This window comes from Methanobacterium alkalithermotolerans, from assembly GCF_018141185.1.
GTDB classification, from domain to species: Archaea; Methanobacteriota; Methanobacteria; order Methanobacteriales; family Methanobacteriaceae; genus Methanobacterium_F; species Methanobacterium_F alkalithermotolerans.
The window spans coordinates 1,278,194-1,301,778 of sequence record NZ_CP058560.1 but is presented as its reverse complement, the minus strand read 5'-3'; the positions used below and the strand labels follow the sequence as shown (position 1 = coordinate 1,301,778).

20 protein-coding genes and 2 tRNA genes are annotated in these 23,585 nt (G+C 40.0%); 13 read left to right on the top strand and 9 right to left on the bottom strand.

Annotated elements, in window-relative coordinates; genetic code table 11:
• Positions 1-403 precede the first annotated feature (403 nt).
• The 4 genes from HYG87_RS06430 to HYG87_RS06415 all read left to right on the top strand — a co-directional run bounded on the left by HYG87_RS06430 (position 404) and on the right by HYG87_RS06415 (position 4,867).
• The gene (locus HYG87_RS06430) at positions 404-2,143 is read left to right on the top strand and encodes an acetolactate synthase large subunit (RefSeq protein ID WP_211532374.1); all 1,740 of its coding nucleotides are present in this window, start codon (positions 404-406) and stop codon (positions 2,141-2,143) included.
• 1 nt (position 2,144) lies between these two features.
• Entirely contained in the window at positions 2,145-2,642 is a 498-nt protein-coding gene (gene ilvN, locus HYG87_RS06425; RefSeq protein WP_211532373.1) for an acetolactate synthase small subunit, read from the top strand.
• Positions 2,643-2,833: 191 nt separating this feature from the next.
• Positions 2,834-3,820 (top strand): ketol-acid reductoisomerase, encoded by a 987-nt coding sequence (ilvC, locus tag HYG87_RS06420; RefSeq protein WP_211532372.1) that lies wholly within the window; start codon positions 2,834-2,836, stop codon positions 3,818-3,820.
• Between the two features lie 33 nt (positions 3,821-3,853).
• Positions 3,854-4,867 carry a methanogenesis marker 12 protein gene (locus tag HYG87_RS06415; protein ID WP_211532371.1) on the top strand — a complete coding sequence of 338 codons (1,014 nt, stop codon included), beginning with the start codon at positions 3,854-3,856 and terminating at the stop codon, positions 4,865-4,867.
• 88 nt (positions 4,868-4,955) lie between these two features.
• On the opposite strand, the gene HYG87_RS06410 is transcribed toward HYG87_RS06415, so the two are convergent.
• Complete coding sequence (locus HYG87_RS06410) at positions 4,956-5,159, bottom strand: LSm family protein (RefSeq protein WP_211532370.1); 204 nt, start codon at positions 5,157-5,159, stop codon at positions 4,956-4,958.
• A gap of 192 nt (positions 5,160-5,351) precedes the next feature.
• On the opposite strand from HYG87_RS06410, the gene HYG87_RS06405 reads away from it, so the two are divergent.
• The gene (locus HYG87_RS06405; protein WP_211532369.1) at positions 5,352-5,498 is read left to right on the top strand and encodes a hypothetical protein; all 147 of its coding nucleotides are present in this window, start codon (positions 5,352-5,354) and stop codon (positions 5,496-5,498) included.
• 208 nt (positions 5,499-5,706) lie between these two features.
• On the opposite strand, the gene surE is transcribed toward HYG87_RS06405, so the two are convergent.
• Positions 5,707-6,480, bottom strand: coding sequence for a 5'/3'-nucleotidase SurE (surE, locus tag HYG87_RS06400; RefSeq protein ID WP_211532368.1), 774 nt, complete (start codon positions 6,478-6,480; stop codon positions 5,707-5,709).
• A 226-nt stretch (positions 6,481-6,706) separates the two neighbouring features.
• Between surE and HYG87_RS06395 the strand changes: the two genes are divergently transcribed.
• The gene (locus HYG87_RS06395) at positions 6,707-7,495 is read left to right on the top strand and encodes a restriction endonuclease (protein ID WP_211532367.1); all 789 of its coding nucleotides are present in this window, start codon (positions 6,707-6,709) and stop codon (positions 7,493-7,495) included.
• Positions 7,496-7,584: 89 nt separating this feature from the next.
• Here HYG87_RS06395 and HYG87_RS06390 read toward each other — a convergent pair.
• Positions 7,585-7,656, bottom strand: a tRNA-Val gene (locus HYG87_RS06390).
• A 114-nt stretch (positions 7,657-7,770) separates the two neighbouring features.
• Between HYG87_RS06390 and HYG87_RS06385 the strand changes: the two genes are divergently transcribed.
• Positions 7,771-8,565 carry an EFR1 family ferrodoxin gene (locus HYG87_RS06385; RefSeq protein ID WP_211532366.1) on the top strand — a complete coding sequence of 265 codons (795 nt, stop codon included), beginning with the start codon at positions 7,771-7,773 and terminating at the stop codon, positions 8,563-8,565.
• Between the two features lie 39 nt (positions 8,566-8,604).
• Here the strand turns inward: HYG87_RS06385 and HYG87_RS06380 are convergent.
• Positions 8,605-8,676, bottom strand: a tRNA-Val gene (locus HYG87_RS06380).
• 269 nt (positions 8,677-8,945) lie between these two features.
• Between HYG87_RS06380 and HYG87_RS06375 the strand changes: the two genes are divergently transcribed.
• Positions 8,946-9,869: a branched-chain-amino-acid transaminase gene (locus HYG87_RS06375; RefSeq protein ID WP_211532365.1), complete on the top strand. Its 924-nt coding sequence runs from the start codon at positions 8,946-8,948 to the stop codon at positions 9,867-9,869.
• Between the two features lie 133 nt (positions 9,870-10,002).
• A complete protein-coding gene (uppP, locus tag HYG87_RS06370; protein WP_211532364.1) occupies positions 10,003-10,827 on the top strand; it encodes an undecaprenyl-diphosphatase UppP in 825 nt (274 codons plus the stop codon).
• 129 nt (positions 10,828-10,956) lie between these two features.
• On the opposite strand, the gene HYG87_RS06365 is transcribed toward uppP, so the two are convergent.
• The 4 genes from HYG87_RS06365 to HYG87_RS06350 form a co-directional block, all read right to left on the bottom strand.
• Complete coding sequence (locus HYG87_RS06365; protein WP_211532363.1) at positions 10,957-11,856, bottom strand: M48 family metallopeptidase; 900 nt, start codon at positions 11,854-11,856, stop codon at positions 10,957-10,959.
• The gene (locus HYG87_RS06360) at positions 11,856-12,422 is read right to left on the bottom strand and encodes a LemA family protein (RefSeq protein ID WP_211532362.1); all 567 of its coding nucleotides are present in this window, start codon (positions 12,420-12,422) and stop codon (positions 11,856-11,858) included. Before HYG87_RS06360 ends, HYG87_RS06365 begins: the two co-directional genes overlap by 1 nt.
• Before the next feature lie 21 nt (positions 12,423-12,443).
• Positions 12,444-13,514: a nicotinate mononucleotide-dependent phosphoribosyltransferase CobT gene (cobT, locus tag HYG87_RS06355; RefSeq protein ID WP_211532361.1), complete on the bottom strand. Its 1,071-nt coding sequence runs from the start codon at positions 13,512-13,514 to the stop codon at positions 12,444-12,446.
• Positions 13,515-13,669: 155 nt separating this feature from the next.
• Entirely contained in the window at positions 13,670-18,268 is a 4,599-nt protein-coding gene (locus tag HYG87_RS06350) for a DUF11 domain-containing protein (protein ID WP_211532360.1), read from the bottom strand.
• 423 nt (positions 18,269-18,691) lie between these two features.
• Here HYG87_RS06350 and HYG87_RS06345 point away from each other — a divergent pair, with 423 nt between their 5' ends.
• Complete coding sequence (locus HYG87_RS06345; RefSeq protein ID WP_211532359.1) at positions 18,692-20,326, top strand: bifunctional N(6)-L-threonylcarbamoyladenine synthase/serine/threonine protein kinase; 1,635 nt, start codon at positions 18,692-18,694, stop codon at positions 20,324-20,326.
• Between the two features lie 192 nt (positions 20,327-20,518).
• On the opposite strand, the gene HYG87_RS06340 is transcribed toward HYG87_RS06345, so the two are convergent.
• A complete protein-coding gene (locus tag HYG87_RS06340) occupies positions 20,519-20,881 on the bottom strand; it encodes a hypothetical protein (protein ID WP_211532358.1) in 363 nt (120 codons plus the stop codon).
• 296 nt (positions 20,882-21,177) lie between these two features.
• Here HYG87_RS06340 and HYG87_RS06335 point away from each other — a divergent pair, with 296 nt between their 5' ends.
• The 3 genes from HYG87_RS06335 to HYG87_RS06325 are packed head-to-tail and all read left to right on the top strand — an operon-like array spanning position 21,178 to position 23,521.
• The gene (locus tag HYG87_RS06335; RefSeq protein WP_249164816.1) at positions 21,178-21,744 is read left to right on the top strand and encodes an XTP/dITP diphosphatase; all 567 of its coding nucleotides are present in this window, start codon (positions 21,178-21,180) and stop codon (positions 21,742-21,744) included.
• 54 nt (positions 21,745-21,798) lie between these two features.
• A complete protein-coding gene (locus HYG87_RS06330) occupies positions 21,799-22,200 on the top strand; it encodes a 30S ribosomal protein S15 (protein WP_211532357.1) in 402 nt (133 codons plus the stop codon).
• Positions 22,190-23,521 carry a single-stranded-DNA-specific exonuclease RecJ gene (locus tag HYG87_RS06325; RefSeq protein WP_211534239.1) on the top strand — a complete coding sequence of 444 codons (1,332 nt, stop codon included), beginning with the start codon at positions 22,190-22,192 and terminating at the stop codon, positions 23,519-23,521. The genes HYG87_RS06330 and HYG87_RS06325 overlap by 11 nt, the downstream gene beginning before the upstream one ends.
• Positions 23,522-23,585 lie beyond the last annotated feature (64 nt).

Here is a 23,585-nt window from a genome sequence, read left to right as displayed (position 1 = left end):
TCTAAAATTGAAAAAACTGGTTATAATAGTTTAATTATTAATTTAAATCCTATTAATCCAAAAACTGATAAATTAATTATTTATATACGGTTTTCCATGTAGTTAACTCATTACCCGTGTATATAATCATAAATTTAAAATGATAAATATCTATTCCATTTTAAGAATTATATAATTGTCGATTTAACTCATAATAAATCACTGCTTTTTTGGAATATTCCCCTTTAAGAGGTAAGAAGATTAAAGGTGATGATTTAAAATTAAGCAAGATTAAATATAACTATACTTAATATCAAATTAAAAAGATTGAAATTTAATATATAACAATTGAAAAGTTTATGCAATTAAAGATGTCTTTATCATTAAAGATATTAATTGCCCTTAAATCAATACAGGTGTTTATATGAAAGGCGGGCAAGCAATAATAAAGTCGCTAATAGATCAAGGAGCAGACATTGTTTTCGGATACCCGGGAGGTCAGCTATTACCTCTCTATGATATGATATATGATTCAGATTTAAAACATATTCTGGTAAGACATGAGCAATGCGCTGCTCATGCTGCTGATGGTTATGCACGTGCCTCAGGAAAAGTGGGAGTATGTATTGCCACTTCTGGCCCTGGTGCCACCAACCTGATTACCGGGATTGCCACGGCAAATATGGATTCTGCCCCGGTAATGGCCATTGCCGGACAGGTACCTACCCATTTAATTGGAAATGATGCCTTTCAGGAAGTGGACATGATCGGGATTACCATTCCCATAACCAAACACAATTTCCAGCCCAGTGATGCCAATGAAATTCCAGGTATGATCAAATCCGGTTTTGAAATTGCACTTTCTGGTCGACCCGGTCCAGTAGTAATTGATTTACCTAAAGATATCCAGGAACAGGAACTGGATGAATACCGGTCTGAATCACTGGAATTGCCTGGTTACAAACCTAATTTAAAAGGCCACCCCTTACAAATTAAAAAAGCAGCCCAGGCCATAAAAAAAGCCAAAAAACCAGTCATATTATCAGGTGGAGGAGTAATAATTTCTGGTGCATCTCCAGAAATTAAAGAATTATCTGAGTTAATTAATGCACCGGTCACCACCACCCTTCTGGGTAAAGGATCTTTTTCTGAAGATGAACCCGCCTCCATGGGTATGCTGGGTATGCATGGGAGAAAGGTGGCCAACATAACCGTGGATGAATGTGATTGTCTGGTGGCAGTAGGATGCCGCTTCTCAGATAGGACCACCGGCAATATTGCAGAATTTGCAAAAAACGCCAGGATAATACATATAGATGTGGATCCTGCAGAAATAGGTAAAAATGTGGAGGTAGCAGTTCCCATTGTAGGAGATGCTAAAACAGTCCTGCAACAACTAATGCCTCTTTTAAAGAAAAATGAAGCCATTGATAATAAAAAATGGTTTAATCACGTTTGTGAATTTAAAACAAGTTGTATCCCCCGTTTATCCTTTGAAAATGACGTTCCTCTTAAACCACAGCAGGTTATTAAAGAGATCATGAATGCAGTTGACAATGAAACAATATTGACCACCGATGTTGGTCAAAACCAGATGTGGATGGCTCATTTTTACCGGACCCAAAAACCACGTAAATTCATATCCTCCGGAGGACTGGGAACCATGGGATTCGGATTCCCATCAGCCATAGGGGCTAAAGTGGCTCTTCCTGAAAATGATGTGGTTTCTGTTTGTGGAGATGGTGGATTTTTAATGGTGTGCCAGGATCTGGCCACCGTTAAAGAGTACGACATTCCGGTGGTGGTTTGTGTACTGGATAACCGTTTCCTGGGTATGGTGGCCCAGTGGCAAAAACTATTCTATGATGAACGTATGTCCCACACCCACCTGGGAAAAGTACCAGACTTTGTTAAGTTAGCTGAAGCATTTGGAGTACGGGCTGAAAGGGTAGAAAAACCCGGCGAAACACAAGAAGCACTTAAAAATGCTATTAAATCAGGGGAACCAACATTGCTGGATATCATAATTGATCCTGATGAAATTTTACCCATGGTTCCCCCGGGATGTGGCTTAACCGAGATTATAGGTGAATATAAAGTGGAAAGAGAGCGTCCGGGAGAAGTTACTTATAAAAATCCTGCTAAAAAGGCGGAAGGTGATTAGGATGGATGAAAGAACTCATATCATCAGTGCCCTGGTAGAACACAAGCCGGGTGTTTTACAACGTGTGGCTGGATTATTTACCCGTAGAGGATTTAACATAGATACCATAACTGTAGGAGAATCAGAAAAAGAAAAACTGGCCCGTATGACCATCATTGCCCAGGGTGATGACAAGGTGCTGGAACAAATCACCAAGCAATTAAATAAACTGGTTGATGTGATAAAAGTCCGAGATCTGGAAATGGAAAGTACGGTTAAAAGGGAACTGTGCCTTATTAAAGTGCACGCTCCCCAGGAAAAAGTTCGCTCCGAGGTTATTCAGTATGCCAGTATTTTCCGGGGGCGAATCATAGATGTGAGCCCGGAAACCCTGACCGTGGAAATTACCGGAGACCCGGAAAAAATCCAGGCCCTTATTGATCTATTAAAGAATTTTGGAATTAAAGAACTGGCACGTACAGGGCCTACTGCCATTTCAAGGGGTATTAAAACCATTTGATGGTTTAAACCCTGTTTTTAATTTTTTAAAATAACTGTATTCCCATTAATTTAATAAATTAGTATTTTTTTAGTAAAATAAAGTTCTTTAATTAAAATTTATATGATAACTAAATCATAACTTAGTTATCATGATTTTTAACTTAAAAAAAAGGTAGTTTTTTGCCTTAATTATTATTAGGAGGATGGCAAATGAAGATATATTATGAAAAAGATGTAGATGCACAGGTTTTAGCAGATAAAACTATTGCAGTAATCGGATATGGTAGTCAAGGGATGGCCCAGTCTCGAAATATGGCCGATAGTGGTTTAAATGTTGTGGTTGGATTAAGAGAAGGTGGTAGTTCCTGGCAGGCAGCCCATGACGATGGTATGAAGGTCATGACTATAGAAGACGCATCAAAAGTAGCGGATATCATCCATATCCTTATCCCAGATGAAATACAGTCTGCGGTATTTGAACAATCCATAAAGCCATATTTAGAAGAAGGTAACACCCTATCATTTTCCCATGGATACAACATCCATTTTGGATACATTAAGGTCCCTGGAAATGTGAATGTGACCATGATTGCTCCTAAAGGTCCCGGGGCCATGGTTCGTAAGACCTACCTGGAAGGGTTTGGAATCCCGGGTCTGGTTGCTGTAGAACAGGATTTCACTGGAAATGCTCGAGACATGGCTTTAGCCATGGGTAAAGGCTGCGGACTGGCCAGAGCAGGCATATTAGAAACCACTTTCCAGGAAGAAACCGAAACTGATCTCTTTGGAGAGCAGGCAGTGTTATGTGGAGGGGTAACTGAACTCATTAAGGCCGGATTTAAAACCCTGGTAGATGCTGGTTACCAACCAGAAGTGGCTTACTTTGAAACCTGCCATGAATTAAAGCTAATTGTGGATTTGATTTATGAAAAAGGATTTGCCGGAATGTGGCACGATGTAAGTAACACCGCCGAGTTTGGAGGATTAAGCCGACGTTCTAGAATCATAACTTCTGAAACCCAGGAGGAAATGGCCCGGATATTAAAAGAAATTCAGGAAGGTAAATTTGCCCGGGAATGGGCCCTGGAAAATCAGGCCGGAAATCCTATGCTTAAGAGAATGAGGGACATTGAAAGCGAACTTCAGATTGAAAAGAAGGGCTCCAAGCTAAGAAAACTCTGCGGACTGGAAAAATAATTTTTCCAGTTCCAATAAAAAAAGGTGAATATATTGGTATTTGTAGGAATGGATCACGGCACTACCGGAGTATCCTTTACCATTCTACCTTCTGAAGATGAAAAGCAGGTAGAACACTTTAAAATCAGTCGTGAAGTACTCTCTACCGGTGAAGTATCTGCCCTGGAAGAACTATCCTCCCGGGTACCCCTGGATAAAATTAAGCTCATGGCCATCACCTATGCCATGGGAGATGGTATTAACACCATACAACCCCTGGAAATGGTGGAAAAAAGAGGAATTATATCCATTGGTGGTGCAGGCAAGGTTACCGGGGGAGGTACCCTGGTTTATGGTGAACTGGAAAACTCAGGAGTTCCTATTCTGCTTATACCGGGATTGCATAAAAACACCCCCTGTATGGATCCTCGTTTTAAGGCAGCTTATTCCCATCATGCCAGTGCAGAAAAGGTAAGTATTGCCTATAATGCCTATCTGGAAAGTGGATGGGAAAACATGATTGTGGCCGATATCAGTTCTAATACCGTTACCCTTTTAGTGGAAAAATGTAAAATCAGAGGAGCTATGGATGCCTGTATAGGAGCTATGGGGCTGGTGCATGGTCCTCTGGATCTGGAAATGTTAAGAAGTATTGATGATGGACATCGAACCGCTAATGATTGCTTTTCCCATGCAGGAGCAGTGAAAATTGCAGGAGTGGACACCACCGTTTCCCAGGTTAAAGAGGAAATACTGGAAAAATTCCAGGCCGGGGATGATTCCGCCATCCTGGCACTGGATACCATGATCATGACGATCGTCATGGAGATATGGGGATTGTTGGGTATTGCCCAGAAAGTGGACGGGGTGGTACTCACCGGTTCTATAGGTGCCCTGCAGGAACCTGTAAATTTTTATGGTGCCCTCAAGGATTACCTGGAAGAAGTGATACCAGTAATACACATTCCCCCTACTTCCGGTTCCATGGGCAGTGCCCAGATTGCTCGTGATATCTATAATGGCCAAAAAGAAATTTTAGGGATTAAAGTTGAGGGATATTATCCCTGAACTCATTTTAAAACATTTTTATTTGGGGAACTTTAAAATTAAAAAAATCTAAAAATCAACAGGGTTCCACTAATGCATTTTAAATAGTTTATTTTAAAGCAATAAATGCAATTTTAGTGCCTTTTATGAATTTTATACCATTATCTGTCTCTATAACAGTGTTTAGATAGTTATCTAATGCTATAACTTTACCTTCATCTTCTTCTCTGTTTTTTAAACTTATTACTACATCCTTATCTTTAAACCGCAGAAACTGCCGATTTACTTGAAAATCACTATCTGGTTTTGACATCCTAACCTCTCTTATTAATTTCTTAACATAATTTAATGCCGGAATAGCATATACTTTTCCCTAAAGAAATCTTTATCACTATTAAATAATTATTATGATTTAATAAGTAAATATATAAAACCATTAGGTGATACCAGTACCTATACAGTATGGTATATTTAAATTAAATAAATCTTAAAACGGAGTCATTTAATGTCTGTAAACCAAATCGAAACCAACCTGGAAGCGGTGACTATTACCATCGCCCATCTTGAAAAATTAGGAAACTGCGATCCTGAATTACTGGAAGAACTTCGAAAAGAAAGAGATAGACTTTTAAGAGAACTTAATATACTTTGATGAAAGAAAATCTCTATAATTTAATTTTTAATTAGGTTTTAATTGATTGGCCTATCTCCATATAGGGCCAAGGTATCACCTATGTAGGGAGACTATGGTTTAAATAGATTCAGCTTTAAGCAAATGCCTTACTAATAATAAAGTATGTAAATACGGTCTCTTACTTAGCATATGCCTGGTAGAAAAATTACAGGTAAATTGATAGATTTTATTCCATCCAGTTATTTATTTCCAGAGGGTAGGTACAGTCCAGAGTAAGTGGAGTTAAGCTGGGCTTATTTTCAACTTTAAGAGTATGCACATCGGTTCCTTTCTTATCATCTTCAACGGGATCACCATCTAACCAGTAATAAGGCCTACCACGGGGATCAAGACGCTTTTGGATGTGAGCCTTGTACATTCTCTCCCCCAGCCGGGTGATTACAATTTCATCACTTTCCGGATGGGCAGGTATATTTAAATTCATGAAATCAACGCCCTGAGGCATGCCCTTTTTTATAATCTGCTTAACCACCTTACGGGTTATTTTCTGGGCAAAGGAAAAGTCGATATCCACATGCCCATCATGGAATTTAATATCTCCCCGGGTAACCTGTAAGGATACTGCCAGGGAAGGTATTTTATGTGTTGCCGCCTCCATGGTAGCCCCTATTGTTCCCGAAGTAGTTAATTCAGATTTTCCAAGATTTTCCCCTACATTGATTCCAGATATAACTAAATCTGGCTTTTTTTGTGCTAATTCAAAGATCCAGATAATAACCGCATCAGTTGGTGTTCCTGAAACTGAGAAAGCCCTGCTTCCATCCCTTAAATTAGTATCTGTAACCCTTATAGGCTCAAAAAGGGTAAGTGCATGACCTATTCCACTTTGCTGTGTGGCAGGAGCTACCACTGATATTTCCCCTAAACCTTCCACTGATTTTCTGGTGGCAATAATCCCGGACGAATTTACTCCATCATCGTTGGTTATCAAAATTTGCATATACAACTTATATGTATGAAGTTTTTAATACTTTGTGGAATCTAGTTAAAGAGAGTATTTCAAATGGTTAATTTTCTCCACAAGGTGAATATTAATGTAAGAAATGCTAAAAATCAGATGAGTACTTATCTACTATAAAAGCAAATATTAATTATAACCTGTTTATAATAATATTAAGGATTAAAGATTATCTCTTAATTAGGGCATAAATTTTCATCTCCAGAAGGTGGGTAACTTGCAAAAAAACAGATTGGTTGAATTCATAGCAAAGATAATGGAGGAATCTGGCTTTAAAGTCTACAAAGACTTTAGAACTTCAAGGCATCTTATAGATATTTATGGTATTCTACCTACCGTGCTGGGGGATTTTGGAGTAGTAGTGTCCTGTAAAAACTATGATGAAAAGTGGAATGTGGGTTTAGACATCTTAAAAGAAATGGAAATGGTGGCAAAGACATTAAAGGCCTCCAAAGTAGTAATTGTGACCACTTCCGCTTACAGTTCCCAGGCTGTAAATTATGCTGCCCGTAGAAATATTAAGCTTATTGATAGGGATGGTTTATTGAAACTGGCCCAGAAATTCTCTAAAAGATCACCAGAAATGATGGTCGAAGAGGAATATGGTGAGGAAGAATATGAAGGAGCTGAAATTTCATATAATCCCCCAGAATCTTCCAGAAGTTCGTTTTTCCACAGTGATTCTAAAGGATCCCTCAATAGAAAACGTGATCAGTTTAAAACTGAGTGGTGGCCCCTTATACAGGGTATACTCAGTAACACTATTGTCTTAATTTTACTGGTAATCGGGCTTTCCTATCTACTGGCCAATTTAATAGGGTATTTCATAACATTAAATAGCAGCACTTTGGGTATAATAAAAATACTGCTCAGTGTGGTTTTATCCTATGGACTGGTATTTTTACTGGATAGAAAAGGGGCCTTAATACTGGTTAAAGGAACCACTGTATTTTTTGTATCATTGCTGGCCTTGATAATTCAAATTATATTCCTGTAAAAAGGCACTATGAACCATATATTCTTTTTTAAAATTAAATAGAATTTATAATCTAATTTTATAAAAATAATTTTTAATCTTAGAATAAATGGGCCGGACGAGATTCGAACTCGTGATCACCTCGGTGTGAGCGAGGTATCATACCCCTAGACCACCGGCCCCTGGTGAGTTATAGTATTTATTTTTTTATGGTTAAAAGTTTCTTTACCATAAACGAGGTTAACCCTATAAACAAGTTCAAATAATTCTTCTTAGGAAGGGATAGTGAATAAAAAATGATAAATGATAAAATTGATTTTTACTACTTTTCAGGAACAGGTAACACCTATCTCGTGGTGCATAAGATGAAGGAGGTTTGGGAAAAGCATGGCTTAAAAGTTAATTTATTTCCCCTGGAAAATTCAAATCCAGAAAAGATAAATCTAAACAATGTAATTGGTCTTGGTTTTCCTGTTGCAGAACAATCAACCTACCATTTTGTATGGGATTTTATTAAAAGACTTCCAGAATCCCCAGGAACAGCCATATTTATGGTAGATACCATGGGAAGTTTTTCAGGAGGTATAGTTGGACCCCTCAAAAAACTACTTACCGGGAAAGGATACCATCCCCTGGGGGCCTGTGAGATTATCATGCCCTCCAATATATTCTACATAGCCCCGGAGAAAAAATGCCAGGAAAAAATTGAAAAGGGTCTCTTAAAAGCAGAACATTATGCCCTGAGTCTTTTAAAGGGAACTGCAAGATGGGGAAGAGTACCTCTTATTAGTGATGCCATGTACCTGGCTTCCATCTTTGGTCTGGCCCTAACCCGAAGTAGAATAAATCAGAACCTGCTACCTCTTACCACCTATTATGATTTGTGTCAAAAATGCAGGATATGTGTTAAATTATGTCCCGTGGGTAACCGGAAAATAGAAAAAAATGAATATCCTCAACACGGTCTTAAATGCGAATACTGTTTAAGATGTGCTTCTTTTTGTCCATATAACGCCATAAAATGTCCTTTTAATTATAAGGGAAAAACTTACAAGGCTGTGGAAGCTCGCGTGTTTTTAGAACGAAAATAAGTTTCAAATTAGTAAATTAATTTAAAAAAATGAGATAAATGGGCCGGACGAGATTCGAACTCGTGATCACCTCGTTGTAAGCGAGGTATCATACCCCTAGACCACCGGCCCCTCGCGTACATCACACTTTGCACCCCTCCCTATATAAACTTTTCCAAAAAGCATCCCCTGGAAACAGTGTAATTTTACTTATAATTAAATAAGTATACATAAACTCCCGGTTGGGTGTGGTTTATAAATATCGGGATAAAATTTCAGTTTTTTGGGGGGAGGGTTGGGGCTATAAGAAAAATAGTTGAATATATTTAAAAACAGGTACCACCAATCTATTTTAGATAATGATAAAAAATTTACAATAAGCTTAAACTGAGGGTTTTATTATGGCCTGGGATAAAAATGGAAAAATTTGGTTTAATGGAGAGCAAGTAGGTTGGAAAAACGCAAATATACATGTTCTATCACATGTGGTTCATTATGGTTCCAGTGTATTTGAAGGAATACGCTGCTACCACAATAAACAGGGTTCAGCAGTTTTCCGTCTTGAGGAGCATGTAGAAAGATTATTTGATTCTGCCCGGATCTACCGTATGGAAATTCCTTATACTCCCGCTGAAATATCTCAGGCAATAAGGGAAACCATTAAAACCAATGGTTTAAAGGAGTGCTATATCCGTCCTGTGGTATTTAGAGGTCAAGGGGAATTAGGAGTTAACCCTTTAAATAGTCCTCTGGAAGTGGTGATTGCTGCCTGGAAATGGGGCAGTTACCTGGGACAGGAAGCACTGGAAGTAGGAGTGGATGTGGGTGTTTCCACCTGGAGGCGTATGGCTCCAGATACACTGCCCAATATGGCCAAAGCAGGGGCCAACTACATGAATTCCCAGCTGGTTAAAATGGAAGCACTGGAAAATGGATATGATGAAGGAATATTACTGGACTACCAGGGTATGATTAGTGAAGGTAGTGGAGAAAATATATTTTTAATAAAAGATGAGGTTATCTACACTCCGCCACTTGCTTCTTCTCTTTTAAAGGGTATAACCCGTGATTCCGTGATTATTCTGGCCAGAGAAATGGATTTAGAAGTAAGGGAAGAGCAGATGCCCCGGGAAATGTTATATGTGGCTGATGAAATTTTCTTAACTGGTACTGCAGCAGAAGTAACCCCTATAAGGTCTGTGGATAGAATAAATGTGGGTTCTGGTGGGAGGGGGCCTGTGACAGAGAAGTTGCAACAGGCTTTCTTCCAGATACTCCGTGCTGAAGTGGATGATCGTTGGGGATGGTTAACTTACCTGGAGTGATTATAACTTATAAGTTGTAAGAAATAAGTTATAACTTATAACTTATAACAAAAATATATATGGTAATCCTGAACAACAGGGTATTCCAGAGAAATAGACAATTTTAAATTTTTATTCAATTAATGGTGATTTAATGGATGTTATACAGGCAATAATTATTGGAATAGTTCAGGGACTAACAGAATTTCTCCCTATAAGCAGTTCAGCTCATTTAGTATTTATAACAAATATTTTAGGAGTTCAGGAATCTCTGGCCTTTGATACCATGCTGCATCTGGCCAGTCTGGTAGCGGTGGTGAGCTATTTCCGTAAGGACCTTTTACATATGGTTCGGTCTTTCTTATCCAGCTTAAAGGACCTGCCCCGGGGTGAATTTAAAAAAGGAATTCAGGAAGATCCCTTTAAAAGATTAGCCTGGCTTATACTCTTCGGTACCATACCGGCGGGATTAATGGGACTATTATTTAAAGACTTCTTTGAATCTTTATTTACTAATTTACTTGCTGTAGGATTTTTTTTAATAGTAACTGGTTTGCTGCTCTGGGGTTCAGAGAGAGTCAGTACCGGGGATAGATCTGTGAAAGATATGGGCTTAAAAACTTCACTGATAATAGGTATTGCCCAGGGATGTGCTATTGCTCCAGGGATTTCCCGATCCGGTGCCACCATATCCGCAGGCCTATTTTTAGGCCTAGAAAGGGAATTAGCAGCCCGTTACAGTTTTTTACTATCCATACCTATTATCATAGCTGCCGGGCTAATACAGGTACAGGAAATTGGTTCAGTTTTGGATAATAATGCCGCGGCTTTTATTGCCGGTTTTATTGCCTCGGCAGTGGCAGCCTATCTGGCTATAAAATTATTGTTAAAAATAATTAAAGAAAGAAGTTTAATGATGTTCGCCTATTACTGCTGGATAGTAGGGCTCTTGACTATAATATTTAGCATCTTATATTAAACAAAAAAAATATTCTTTTTTTTTGGAATTAATTACTAGCAAATAAAACCTCAATTCATTTTTTCTTTTATCACTGGAAACTGCTGCTTATAATGTAATTGTAATGGTTTTTTAAGATTTATTTGTAATTTAAAACTCCATTTCACGTAGTTTTCTGACTCTCTCCTCGGTGGGAGGATGAGTAGAAAAAAGATTACTGACTGTATTAGCGCCGATGGCTGGATTTATAATATAAATACCATTAAGAGCTGTGTTTTGAATTTTACTTTTGGGTTTTTGCATGGTACTAATTTTCTCCAGAGCACTGGCCAATCCCTCCGGGTATCCGGTGAGATCCGCTCCAGTAGCATCTGCCAGGAACTCCCGTTTACGGGAGATTGCAAATTTGAGTAGTTGTGCAAATAGTGGAGCCAGGATAATTAGAACCAGGGTAAGAATTAAAAATATTATCCCGGCTGAGCCTCCACGATCCCTTCCTCGAAATAAACCTCCATAAGCAGAATAACGGGCCATATATCCTAAGAATACAATGGTCCCTGCTAAAACAACTGCTACTGTAGCAAGTAGAACATCATAATTTCTTATGTGTGCCATCTCATGAGCTATAACCCCTTCCAGCTCCAGACGGTCCAGTCGTTCCATTAAACCCGTGGTAACTGTGATGCTGGCATTTTCAGGATTACGACCCGCAGCAAAAGCATTGGGCACATCAGTGTCTATCAGGTATAACTTGGGCAGGGGAAGACCAGCTGCTATACTCAAAGCTTCTACAGTGTTATAAAGGTAAGGTTCTTCCTGTTTGGATACCTCCCTTGCACCGGCCATACTGGTAATTACACTTTGTCCTCCATAGTAGCTCACCACAAGAGCAAGGGCAAAAATTATACCAGCAATAAAAAGGCCCAGGGTAATGGAATTAAAGTATAATCCGATTGAATATCCTATTATAGCAAGTAAGATAGCGTAAAAAGAAAAGAAAAGATAGGTCCATCTTTTATTAGCTGCGATACTTTTATAAATAGGATCCATTATTCATCACCATCATATTTTACCTGGGGGACTTCCCGTGCTTTTAGTGATTCAACTTCAAAAAATTCCCTGCTCTGGAATCGGAAAAAGTGGGCAATCAGATTAGTTGGAAACTGTTGAATGGCATTATTTAAATCCAGAACAGTTCGGTTATAGCGTTGTCGGGCATAGGCTATTTTATTTTCTATTCCCACCAGTTCTTCCTGGAGTAATAAGAAATTCTGGTTAGCTTTAAGGTCCGGATAATTTTCTGCCACAGCAAAAATAGATTTAAGGGCTTCTTTTGCAATATTATCTGCTCCTGCGTTTTCCTGTATAGTGGAAGCATTCATCCAGTCACTTCTAGCCCTGGTGACAGTTTCCAGAAGTTCACGCTCATGCTTCATATACCCTTTAACTGTGCTCACCAGATTGGGAACCAGGTCAAAACGCTTTTGTAAGAGAGTGTCAATATTTGAATAAGCAGTATCAACCATGTTTCGCGTTTTTATAAGGCGATTGTAACTATAAGTTAAGTAAACAATTATTAGGATTAGTATTGCCAGTATAATATACGAAATGTCCATTTTTCCACCGTAGTAGCTAAACTAAAAAATCTTATTACATAATTCCTCAATTTTAAACCTTATATTATCAATAGGAACTTCTTGAAGCATAGCAGCCATCATTGCTCCACCTGCACCTACTCCTTCTTTTACAGAGCCATCTAAGTAACTTTTTAGCCCTGGAACTGATGATTTTTCAAATTCAGGATCAACTGCAAAAATGGGAATATCATCAATTTGATGGGTTATATGGTTAATATCCGCTGATTCGTCTTCTGCAACGAAAATAGTTGTTGCAATGCATAAATTAGAAAAATCAAATTTGTTTTCCATGCCTTTAATAACAGAACACACGGCAGTCATCTGGGTACCTCCTGCCAGTGTAACCGGTACCGTTGAACCCATCACCATCCCTGCTACAGATGCAATCATAGGATCTCCCACGATTTCAACCGCCCGCAGGGCATCTTCCACAATTTCTCCTTCCTCATATCCTGCAGCTTTAAGTCCTTCCTGTATCACATCATATTTTAAATGGTGGGGGTTTTCAGGCATGCTGCCACTTACCTTTTCCTTTGCATCGTAGCCTAACGCGGTTAAAACGCCTAAAGCAGTGGTTGTGCCTGCAGGAGTACTTTCTCCAATTACAAGATGATTGGTTAATTTGGATAAAGTTTTCCCCAGCATTACTCCTTTCTCAAATATCTCTTTTGCATTTACAACCGCTTTTCCAGTTCGTACATCTTCTCCTGGTTTATTGCCCAGTTTAATATAAGGAATATCTGGTTTTATTCTGGCACCGGCATCAGCAACAATTATAGGAATATCTGAAAGTTCCAGGGCGGCCTTGGTAATTACTGCCGGGGTAGGTGCCGCTTCACCTTTTATAATAGTCTGGGGGATTTCAGGAAGACAAAGTGGTTTACCATGTACAATGAGCTCCACATCTGCAGCAGGAGTGTATTCCGTTAATTCTGGTGTGGCCCCCGCCCCGGTTATCCCGGGTATGCGGGAGGTGGCGGTGGTGGCAATGGCACATAAAAATAGTGTTTTTTTATTTTGTAATTGGGATAGGAAATCAGTTTTACCATAGTTAGTTAATCCATCATACATAATCATCACCATTAGCTAAATTAATATGAGATTAACTTACCTACCCTATATGCTTTTTTTTATGGAATCTGTAGGGATGAAGATTATAAAAAGATGTATTAAAAACAGGGCTTAGTTTATTTAAAAAAAAGAAAAAAAGGGGTAAATTAGTTTTTTTATAGTATTGCGGGTAGTCTTACAACCTCTACTCCAATATTGTTACGGTTCATGGTAAACCGGTATCGGGCCAGAGCAGCTCGAGCCTGATTACCTGGTACATTGGCTACCACATAGTTTTGCACATATGAGGGCACGCCAGTGGATCCCCAGGTATTGGTCACACTAACCGTCCGGGCAGTTGTAGCCGTATTGTAGATGAACTGATCGGTACTGATACGGGTACCCACCGCAAACGTTCCTACATTGTAGGAAATAGATTGACCAGGGTTCAAGTAGAACTCGTACTTATTGAAGATTGCCGGTGCTCCGCAAGGGCGGTAAACCGTCACATAGTAGATACCATGAATCCGGGCACTGCCATTATTCCTTACATTTAAAGTGAAGGTCTTATTAGCAGGCACAGAAACACTTTCACTGTCACTGTTATTGGCCGGGTTCCAATCATATTGATCGGCCGCGGTTTTAGTAGCAGTGTTAGTGATGGTTTGACCTGATGCAGCAGCAGTAGCGTTGGTTACAATGGTTAAAGTTGCAGATTCTCCATTGAGGAGAGTGCCCACTGACCATACTCCACCTACAAAGGTACCCTGTGACGGAGTCACAGAAACCACATTAAGTAAGGCTGGTGGAATATCAGTAACCTGTACCCCGGTTGCATCATTAGGACCATTATTGGTCACGGTAACCGTCCAGGTGAAGTTTTCACAAACCAGAGGATTGTTCATATTCACCGTTTTGGTCACTCCAATATCCGCTGATGGAGGCACGGTGATGGTAGCAGAGTCGCTATCATTGGCGGGATTAGGGTCGTACTCATTTTCCGCAGTTTTAGTAGCGGTGTTGGTAATGGTGGTGTTGGCCATGGTAACCTGGGTAATTATGGTTAAAGTGGCAGAAGCACCATTGGCCAGAGTACCTACATTCCATACTCCAGTCATAGCATCAAAGGTACCCTGTGACGGAGTCACAGAAAGTACATTTAAGCCTGCTGGTGGAATATCCGTAATCTGTACGCCAGTTGCCGTGTCCGGTCCGTTGTTGGTTGCAGTTACCGTCCAGGTAACGTTTTGCAGGTAGTTAGGAGTGGCGTTATTTACTGTTTTAGTTACAGCAACATCCGCAGCTTTCACATACACCGTAGCACTATCTGAAGCTGGGCTGGGATCATATTGATCCAGGGCCGTTACGGTGATGGTGTTGGTCTGATTGGTTCCAGCTGCAGAAGCCTGGGCAGTAGTATCAATAACCAGAGTGGCTATTTGACCGACTAAAAGTGATGGAATACTCCATACTCCAGTCATACCATCAAAGGTACCCACAGAAGGAGTCACACTGTTAATGGCAAAACCAGCTGGAGGAACATCAGTTAATTCAATGTTGGTGGCATTAGCCGGGCCGTTATTGGTTAAAGTAACCGTCCATATGACGGTATCTCCCACATTCACACTGGTATTGTCAGCAGTTTTTGTCACTGATAAGTCACTAACAGGTAATTGAAGGGTTACACTACTATGATTGTTTTCAAGGAATGGGTCGTACTCATCACCACTTATATCGGCGGTATTGGTCACATTAGTTCCCATGGCTGGCTCAACCACTGCAAAGATGATTAACTGAGCAGCTTCTAAAACATTAAGGTCACCAATAGTCCAGATACCATCAACTACGTTGTAGGTACCTTTGGTAGTACTTCCTGCAAAGAAGGTTAAACCGGCCGGCAAGAGATCATTAACCACTACATTGGTGGCATTATCTGGTCCAGCATTCACTACAGTAATTACAAACTGAACAATTTGTCCAATGCTTGGCGTAGTAGTACTGGCAGTTTTACTAACCAGTAAGTCCGCAGCAGCAGCTACATCCACACTGGCGGTGCTTGAGTCATTGGTTTCGTCCCATTCATACTCATCCACGCTTATAAGATAAGCCGTGTTATTTAGAGTAGTGTTGGAAGCGGTTATGAGGGTGGTTATGTACATGTAAGCTGTTTCACCCACGGATAAAGTATCAATAACCCAGTTAACACCAAATACACCTTTAGTTACCACCAAGTTAGTAATGGTTAATCCTGCATCAGGTATATCCCCAATAACTATATTGTTGGCCACATCAGGTCCATTGTTAGTTACACTAACTGTCCACAGTACAGTATCCAGGTAATTAGGAGTGGGATTATCCACTGTCTTATTAACCTCGATATCCACTGCCGGTGGTACATTGATGGTGGCGTTGGATATGTTGTTGGTCATGTTCCAATCATATTCATCGGCGATTACCTCGGCGAAGTTTATGATGGTGGTATTGCTGGTCACGATGCGGTAGTAGAAGTCTCCTATAATATAAGCCCCTGATGGTACTGTTCCCACATTCCAGATTCCGGTGAGGGGATCAAAGGTACCTTGGGCCACACCATGGCTCACATATTCCAGCCCAGCCGGGAAGAAATCAGTAAGCACCACATTATTGGCCGTATCTGGTCCATAGTTAATTATATCTATCCAGAACCATAGTACATCGTTGTAGTTTCTACTTACCTCTTTAGCTCCTGTTACAGATTTAAATACCGCTACATCTGCAGCTGGTGGTACAGTTAAGGTAATGGTGGAAGAGTCATTGGATGGATCCGGGTCATATACGTCGTTGGTGTTGGGTATTCTACTGGCGGTATTGTTCATGGTAGTATTGGATTGAGTTACACGAGCCTGTACATATAAATATACAGTTTCACCAGGTAAGAGGTCGTCAGCAAAGTTTCTGAATCGAACCACATCACCGGCTACATTCAGGTCCCATACCAGTGGTACACTGGCCCAGGCATCCACAAAGGTCATGCCGGCAGGTAAGAAGTCTCTGATACGAAGAGCATCTGGTCCTCCTGGTGCAGCATCTGGTCCATTGTTGGTCACCTCAATGGTGAAGGTCACAATATCCCAGTAATTAGGTGTATAATTATCTGCAGTCTTAACCACAGCAATATCTGCAGCTGGTGGAACATTCACTGAAGTAGTGTCCTGGTTATTGGTGGTGTCGTTGTCATAGGTTTCAGCACCCACATAAACCGTGTTATTTAACACCCCAGTAGCATTAATTAGAGTGGTTATGTTTAAAGTAGCAGTGGCACCATTAGCCAGATTTCCTACAAACCAGGTGGTTCCAAATAAACTACCCTGGGATACTACCGCATCCAGAATTACCAGTCCTGAGCTTGGTACATCCAGTACCACCACATCTTCTGCGGTGTCCGGACCATTGTTGGTTACCGTTACCGTCCAGATTACAGAATCCCAGTAATTGGGAGTGGTGTTATTAACGGTTTTGGTTATGGCCACATCAGCCACCGGTACATATATTGCCTGAGCAGCAAAGTCCGGGCCTTCACCATACTCGTTTTGTGCCGTTTTGGTAGCCACGTTAGTGGTTACGGTTCCGGCAATAGCAGAAGTTACTTCAGTTACCACGGTTAAAGTGGCGTTTGCTCCGCTGGTCAGGAAAGGAATACTCCAATCACCAGTCATGGCATCGTAAGTTCCAGTAGATAAAACCAGGCTTTGAACATTCAAACCAGCAGGTATTACATCATTGATAATGATTCCTGTGGCATTGTCCGGTCCGGTGTTGGTATAGGTTACTATCCAGGTAATCAGGTCACCCACATTAGGAGTAACATCATCCACCGTTTTAGTCAGGGTCCAGTCTGCCCGTGGTATATAAAAGTCCACTGAAGACTGATCATTAGTAGTGTTCCAATCATAGGGACTGGAAGCGGTTTTAGTTGCAGTATTGGTAAAGAAGTTTCCTGCATCACCGGTATTGTTTAGTAATATATCCAGATACACTAATCCGTAGTCGCCAGGATTTATATTAGCAAAGAAGATGGTCCAGGTGTTGGTAACATCGTCAAAAATTAAACTTGCTGATGTAAAGTCATCTGGTAAGCGTATCCAGTCCTGGTATACAAATAAATTTTCCCCCGGGTTAATACCTACATCAATAGGTAGTAAATCCACCACCGTTATGTTGGCAGCATTGTCTGGTCCATTATTGAATACTTCTATATAGAATCTAAGAATATCTCCAATATTGGGTCGATCGTTGTCCACCCATTTTTCCACACCCACATCTGCCGCCGGTGGTACTTCCATGGTCACAGAATCCACATCATTGGCAGGATTTGGATCATCCCCTAAGGGACTGGGTAGTGGTAGTAGTTTGGCTGCAATATTGGTTACGTTTCCTGAGTCCATTACCAGTGCCTGTATATTCAAGGTAGCAGTAGCTCCATTGGCAAAATTATCTATAATCCACAGTCCATTTGAGGGATCATAGGTACCCTGAGTAGCAGTATGGCTCACATACTCAAATCCATTACTTTCCTTGCTCATGTAGTCCTGTATAACTACTTGAGAAGCTGCATCTGGTCCATAATTTGTAGCAGTAATGGCAAAATCAACAGAATCCCCCACATTAGGGGTGGTATCATTCACCATCTTTTCAACCCCAATGTCACTTGCTGCCGAAACTGAACCAGCCAGCACAAGGACTAAAAAAAGAGTGGCAGTAATGATCGCTAGCCGTTTATGCATATCTTTTTTCACATTATCACCTCCCTATGCAATTTTGGATATGCACTCCAATTATATATCCTAAGATATACTAAAATATTTCTATTTTTTTTATTGAAAAGTCCGGATTTATCTAAAAACTCTCCTGAAAAACGTGAAAAATTAAAAAATGTCTAATATAGCTTTCAGGAGTAATATCAGTTGTATGTAATAGAATTAAAGATTATAACAGGATATTAATTAAAATTATTATTAAATAAGTAAAATACCGGCTTTTTTTTAAGATAATCTTAGTTTAAAATAATAATAAAGAGGTAGATTGCAAGTGTAAAAGTTGAAAAAATTAGTTATTGTATTAAGATTAAATAAGGTTAAAAGAAATAATGAAACTAATTTAAATAAAAAATTTTGAATTTCAGGACTAGCTTATTAAAAAAAATATTAGGATTTATGGGTATGGATAAAATAATAATTTCCCTGGGAATAGAAGGAACCGCAGAAAAAACAGGGGTGGGTATTGTGGATAGCCAGGGTAACATACTATCCTCGGTGGGAAAACAATTAATTCCCCCTGCAGGGGGTATTCATCCCCGGGAAGCATCAGAGCACCACGCGTATTGGATTCCCGTGCTGGTAAAAGAGGCCCTTGAAAAAGCTAAAATAGGTTTAAAAGATTTGGATCTGGTAGCATTTTCCCAGGGACCTGGTCTGGGACCTGCCCTTAGAACCACCGCCACTGCAGCCCGGGCCCTATCCCTGTCCTTAGAAATACCTATTGTAGGGGTTAATCACTGCCTGGGGCATGTGGAGATAGGTCGCTTAACCACCGGGGCAGAAGATCCGGTTTCATTGTATGTGAGTGGTGGTAACACCCAGGTTATTGCCTTTGCCGAAGGTCGCTACCGGGTTTTTGGAGAGACCCTGGATATTGCCCTGGGAAACTGCCTGGATCAATTCTCCCGGGAAGTGGGTCTGGGACACCCGGGAGGTCCTAAGGTAGAAAAACTATCCCGGGAATCTTCAAATTATATCCAGCTACCCTATACAGTGAAGGGTATGGATTTATCTTTTTCAGGACTACTTACGGCAGCACTGCGAAAAAGAGAGAAAGGTGCCTCCCTGGAGGACCTATCCTACAGTTTACAGGAAACTGCCTTTGGGATGCTGGTGGAGGTAACTGAACGGGCCCTGGCCCATACGCAGAAAAAAGAAGTGATGCTCTGTGGTGGGGTGGCAGTTAACGAGCGCCTGCGGGATATGGTATCCCAAATGAGTAAGGAGCATTATGCTGATTTTTTCATACCCCCAGGAGAATACTGTGGGGATAATGGGGCCATGATTGCCTGGATGGGGCAGCTGGTATATGAAGATAGGGGTGGTCAGAAACTGAAGGATACTAAAGTTATTCAGCGCTACCGTACCGATCAGGTGGATGTTCCCTGGATGGAAAGCTCTAAAAAGCGCCTAAAATTACCCCAAGAACTTCTGGCCAAAGGTGCAGAGGCCAATATCCTGGAAGGTGAATGGCTTTCCCAGGACATTTTAATTAAAAAAAGAATCCCTAAAGGATACCGTATTAAGGAGCTGGATGATTATTTACGTAAATCTCGAAGCAAAAGGGAAGCCCGTTTAATTGGAGAAGCTAAAAAACAGGGGGTTAGAACCCCGGTTTTATATAATATTGATTTACAAGAAAAAGCCCTGTATATGGAGAAGATTTCCGGGCAGATGGTAAAGGATGTACTCCCTCACCTGGAAAAATCCCGGAGGCGAAACTTATGCCAGGAAATAGGACGTAAAATCGGCCTTCTGCATTCGGCAGAGATAATCCATGGGGATTTAACCACTTCCAACCTGATTTTAAGTGATAATGATGTGGTTTTCATTGATTTTGGTCTGGGACGGTTTTCAGATCTGGTAGAGGATAAGGGTGTGGATTTACTGGTATTTAAAAAAGCAATTTCAGGAATACATAATAAAATCAGTGCAGAGTGCTTTAAAGAAATTTTAAAAGGTTATGAGATTGCTCCAGATTATGAGAAGGTCCTGAGGAAGATTGAAGAAATAGAAAGTCGGGGAAGGTACTGGTGATAAGTTTTTTTAGTAAAAATAATTTTTAAAACTCACTTAAGTGAGTTAATTATGGTGCCGGGGATGACCTATTAATGAAAGTTAGTTTATTACATAGTAAACTAGCACTTAAGTATATCCCCTCCACGGTTTATGTTTATATTAATTCAGGATTAGTTAAGTCTATTTCTTAAAAAAAGATTATTTTTGTATTTATTTATTCCAGGATACTATTAATTTATCCCTATGGCGATAATAATAGATATATATTATGCTAAAAAGAATTAAACCTGGAATTTGGATTAAAAAGGATATAAGATCTACTGAATCATTAAGGTAAATCGATTTATTCCATGCTAAATAAAATAGTATCACTGCTTCTATTATTAACAGGGATGCCAGAGGAAGATAATATGTGTAATTTTTCCAATTATTTAAGGCTAAGAGCATTAATAACCCAAAACTAATTAATATAAAAAACCCTAATTGAAGAGGGTTTCCTGTAATCAAGAATGATAAAAATACACCTATCGCTGCAATACTCGTATAATAAATTATATTCTTATATTTTATCATAATAATTCACTCCATCTATATTAACGTCCGCTAAGTTTAATAGAAGTATTTCCCTCATAACATTTGTTTATCATGACTCAAATGATAATAAACTCTGGATTATCTCGCCCCATAACATATACCTGATCCAATAGTATAAATTCATAGTTCACTCTTTAATAAGGTTTTTTCCAGGAAAAGTAGCACTTAAGATTAATTGAGAGGTAATAAAAATAATATATTCCCCTTTATCTAAAAATAAAATCATTTTGTCGAAAAAATATTCCTAAATATAATAAGTAAGTAGAGTGATTAAAGTGCCCCCTGCCATTAACTTTATAACCGGTAACAAACACAAAGTAGAAGAAGCAGAAAAAATCTTTCTGAAATTTGGATTAAAAATTCAGCATATGAATCTGGGTTATATGGAACCCCAGGGGACCCTGGAGGAAGTGGCCCGGTTCGGTGCAAAATATGCTGCCCAAAAATTAGAAGAACCGGTTATTGTGGAAGATGCCGGACTGTTTATAAAAGCTTTGAATTGGTTTCCTGGTCCTTATTCTGCCTATGTGCAGGACACCCTAGGTAATAAGGGAATCTTAAAATTAATGGAAAACGTCAAAAACCGCTATGCCGAATTCAGGTCGGTGGTTGGGTACTGCGCCCCCAATGCCGAGCCCAAGATTTTTTTAGGTGTGGTTAAAGGACGGATTTCTAATATAGAAAAAGGAAATTTAGGCTTTGCATTTGATCCCCTATTTTATCCGGAAGATATGGATAAAACTTTTGGAGAACTAACTACTCATAAGAAGAATCAATTTTCTCATCGTAGTCGTTCCCTGGAGCAATTTGCCAGGTGGTATAAAAACCAATCCCGGGATTGAGGTCTAAAAAAAATTATTCAAGCTAAATATTATCTAACTTAGAGGTGAATAGATATGGTAACTAAACCTGAATGGGTTGAATACTCCAATGAAGAAATAGAAGAACTAATTTTAAAATACAATAAAGAAGGAAATTCCACCAGTAAAATAGGAATAATATTAAGGGACCAGTACGGTATACCTAATGTTAAAATGGTTACTGGTAAGAAAATCACCCAGATTTTAGCTGATCACGGGCAAAAGGAAGAATATCCTGAGGATATCATGAACCTCATCCGTAAAGCAGTAAATATCCGGGACCACCTTAAGGAAAACCATAAGGATCTGCATACCAAGCGGGGATTACAGATAATAGAGTCTCAGATCAGGCGTCTGGGTAGGTACTACGTCAATGAAGGCGTTTTACCAGAAGGCTGGAGATATGACCCACAAAAAGCAGCGCTCCTTGTTAAATAAGGCTGATGAAGCCTGTGAGATCCTGAAAAAGCATCTAAAGCAGGGTAATATCGTCCGGCTGATATCCCATAATGATGCCGACGGCCTTTCTGCAGCCGGGGTGGTGGCCAACACCATCACCCAGGAAGGCGGTCAATACCACCTCACCATCATACCCCGGCTTAAAGAAAGTTTCATCCAGAAACTCGCCCGGGATAAATATCAGTTATTCTTTTTCTGCGATATGGGCAGTGCCTATGTGGAGGCCATCTCCCGTATAAAAGGAGAGGTGATTATAGCTGATCACCATCAACCATCTGATTTTGAGGTCCCTGAAAAAATCACCCACGTCAATCCCCATTTATTTGGAGTGGATGGTAGTAAGGAGGTCAGTGCTTCTGGTGTGGCCTACCTGTGTATGCGTGGAATGGAAAAACAATCCCTGGCTGGTCTGGCCCTGGCTGGTGCTTTTGGCGACATGCAGTATTATGATGGATTTATAGGACCAAATAAGCTGATTTTAGAAGAAGGACTGGAAGCGGGGTCCGTTGAAATTCATCAGGACCTGAAAATTGCATCCAAGGCTGAAGAGCCAATTTATAAATCTCTGGCCTATACCTTCCAGCCGATCCTGCCGGGTATAACCGGTGATGTGGAAGGTTCCATGGCATTTCTGGAAAAGATGGGACTCTCCTATGGGATTAAGTTCGCAGATTTAGGGAATGAAGAAAGGGATATCCTGAAAGAGGAACTTGTTCGTCTTAATCCAGAAATCTTTGGGGATGTTTATTCTAACCCCCATGAGCGGCCCTCCCTGAAAAATATTGAAGACCTCTCCCGGGTGCTGGATGCCTGTGGAAAAAATAAAAAATATGGTCTGGGAATGGGAATCTGTCTGGGAGAAAAAAGTGATGCTCTGGAGGTGGCCCTGGATTTGCAGCGCAAGTACCGGGAAAATCTAGTTAAAGGATTGGATTGGATAAAAAGGGAAGGTTCCATGGTCCTGGAAAATATACAGTACCTTTACACCGAAGATAAGCTCCGTAAAAGTGTGCTGGGAACCATATCCAGTATAGCCCTTTCCATGGAAACCCTGGATCCAGAAAAACCCCTTTTAGCTCTGGCCCGTATGGATAATATGGTTAAAATATCCGGCCGTACCACCAGGGAAATGATTTCCAGGGGCGTGGATTTAGGAAAATCCCTGGATGATGCTTCCAAAAGCTTTGGAGGTACCGGTGGAGGGCATGATATTGCTGCCGGAGCTATGATACCCTACAAGGAAATGGATAACTTCCTATCACTGGTTGATGAAATAACCAGTTATCAGCTGGAAGAGTAGTTATTCCTATTCTTATTTTTTTTTATTTTATAGTATTAACTAGAAAAAATTAATTTTTAAATTT

Excerpts from the sequence above, each read along its gene's own strand:
- HYG87_RS06430 (WP_211532374.1), top strand. The coding sequence starts at position 404 with ATGAAAGGCGGGCAAGCAATAATAAAGTCGCTAATAGATCAAGGAGCA.
- ilvN (WP_211532373.1), top strand. The coding sequence starts at position 2,145 with ATGGATGAAAGAACTCATATCATCAGTGCCCTGGTAGAACACAAGCCG.
- ilvC (WP_211532372.1), top strand. The coding sequence starts at position 2,834 with ATGAAGATATATTATGAAAAAGATGTAGATGCACAGGTTTTAGCAGAT.
- HYG87_RS06410 (WP_211532370.1), bottom strand. The coding sequence starts at position 5,159 with ATGTCAAAACCAGATAGTGATTTTCAAGTAAATCGGCAGTTTCTGCGG.
- HYG87_RS06405 (WP_211532369.1), top strand. The coding sequence starts at position 5,352 with ATGTCTGTAAACCAAATCGAAACCAACCTGGAAGCGGTGACTATTACC.
- surE (WP_211532368.1), bottom strand. The coding sequence starts at position 6,480 with ATGCAAATTTTGATAACCAACGATGATGGAGTAAATTCGTCCGGGATT.
- HYG87_RS06385 (WP_211532366.1), top strand. The coding sequence starts at position 7,771 with ATGATAAATGATAAAATTGATTTTTACTACTTTTCAGGAACAGGTAAC.
- HYG87_RS06375 (WP_211532365.1), top strand. The coding sequence starts at position 8,946 with ATGGCCTGGGATAAAAATGGAAAAATTTGGTTTAATGGAGAGCAAGTA.
- uppP (WP_211532364.1), top strand. The coding sequence starts at position 10,003 with ATGGATGTTATACAGGCAATAATTATTGGAATAGTTCAGGGACTAACA.
- HYG87_RS06365 (WP_211532363.1), bottom strand. The coding sequence starts at position 11,856 with ATGGATCCTATTTATAAAAGTATCGCAGCTAATAAAAGATGGACCTAT.
- HYG87_RS06360 (WP_211532362.1), bottom strand. The coding sequence starts at position 12,422 with ATGGACATTTCGTATATTATACTGGCAATACTAATCCTAATAATTGTT.
- cobT (WP_211532361.1), bottom strand. The coding sequence starts at position 13,514 with ATGTATGATGGATTAACTAACTATGGTAAAACTGATTTCCTATCCCAA.
- HYG87_RS06345 (WP_211532359.1), top strand. The coding sequence starts at position 18,692 with ATGGATAAAATAATAATTTCCCTGGGAATAGAAGGAACCGCAGAAAAA.
- HYG87_RS06340 (WP_211532358.1), bottom strand. The coding sequence starts at position 20,881 with ATGATAAAATATAAGAATATAATTTATTATACGAGTATTGCAGCGATA.
- HYG87_RS06330 (WP_211532357.1), top strand. The coding sequence starts at position 21,799 with ATGGTAACTAAACCTGAATGGGTTGAATACTCCAATGAAGAAATAGAA.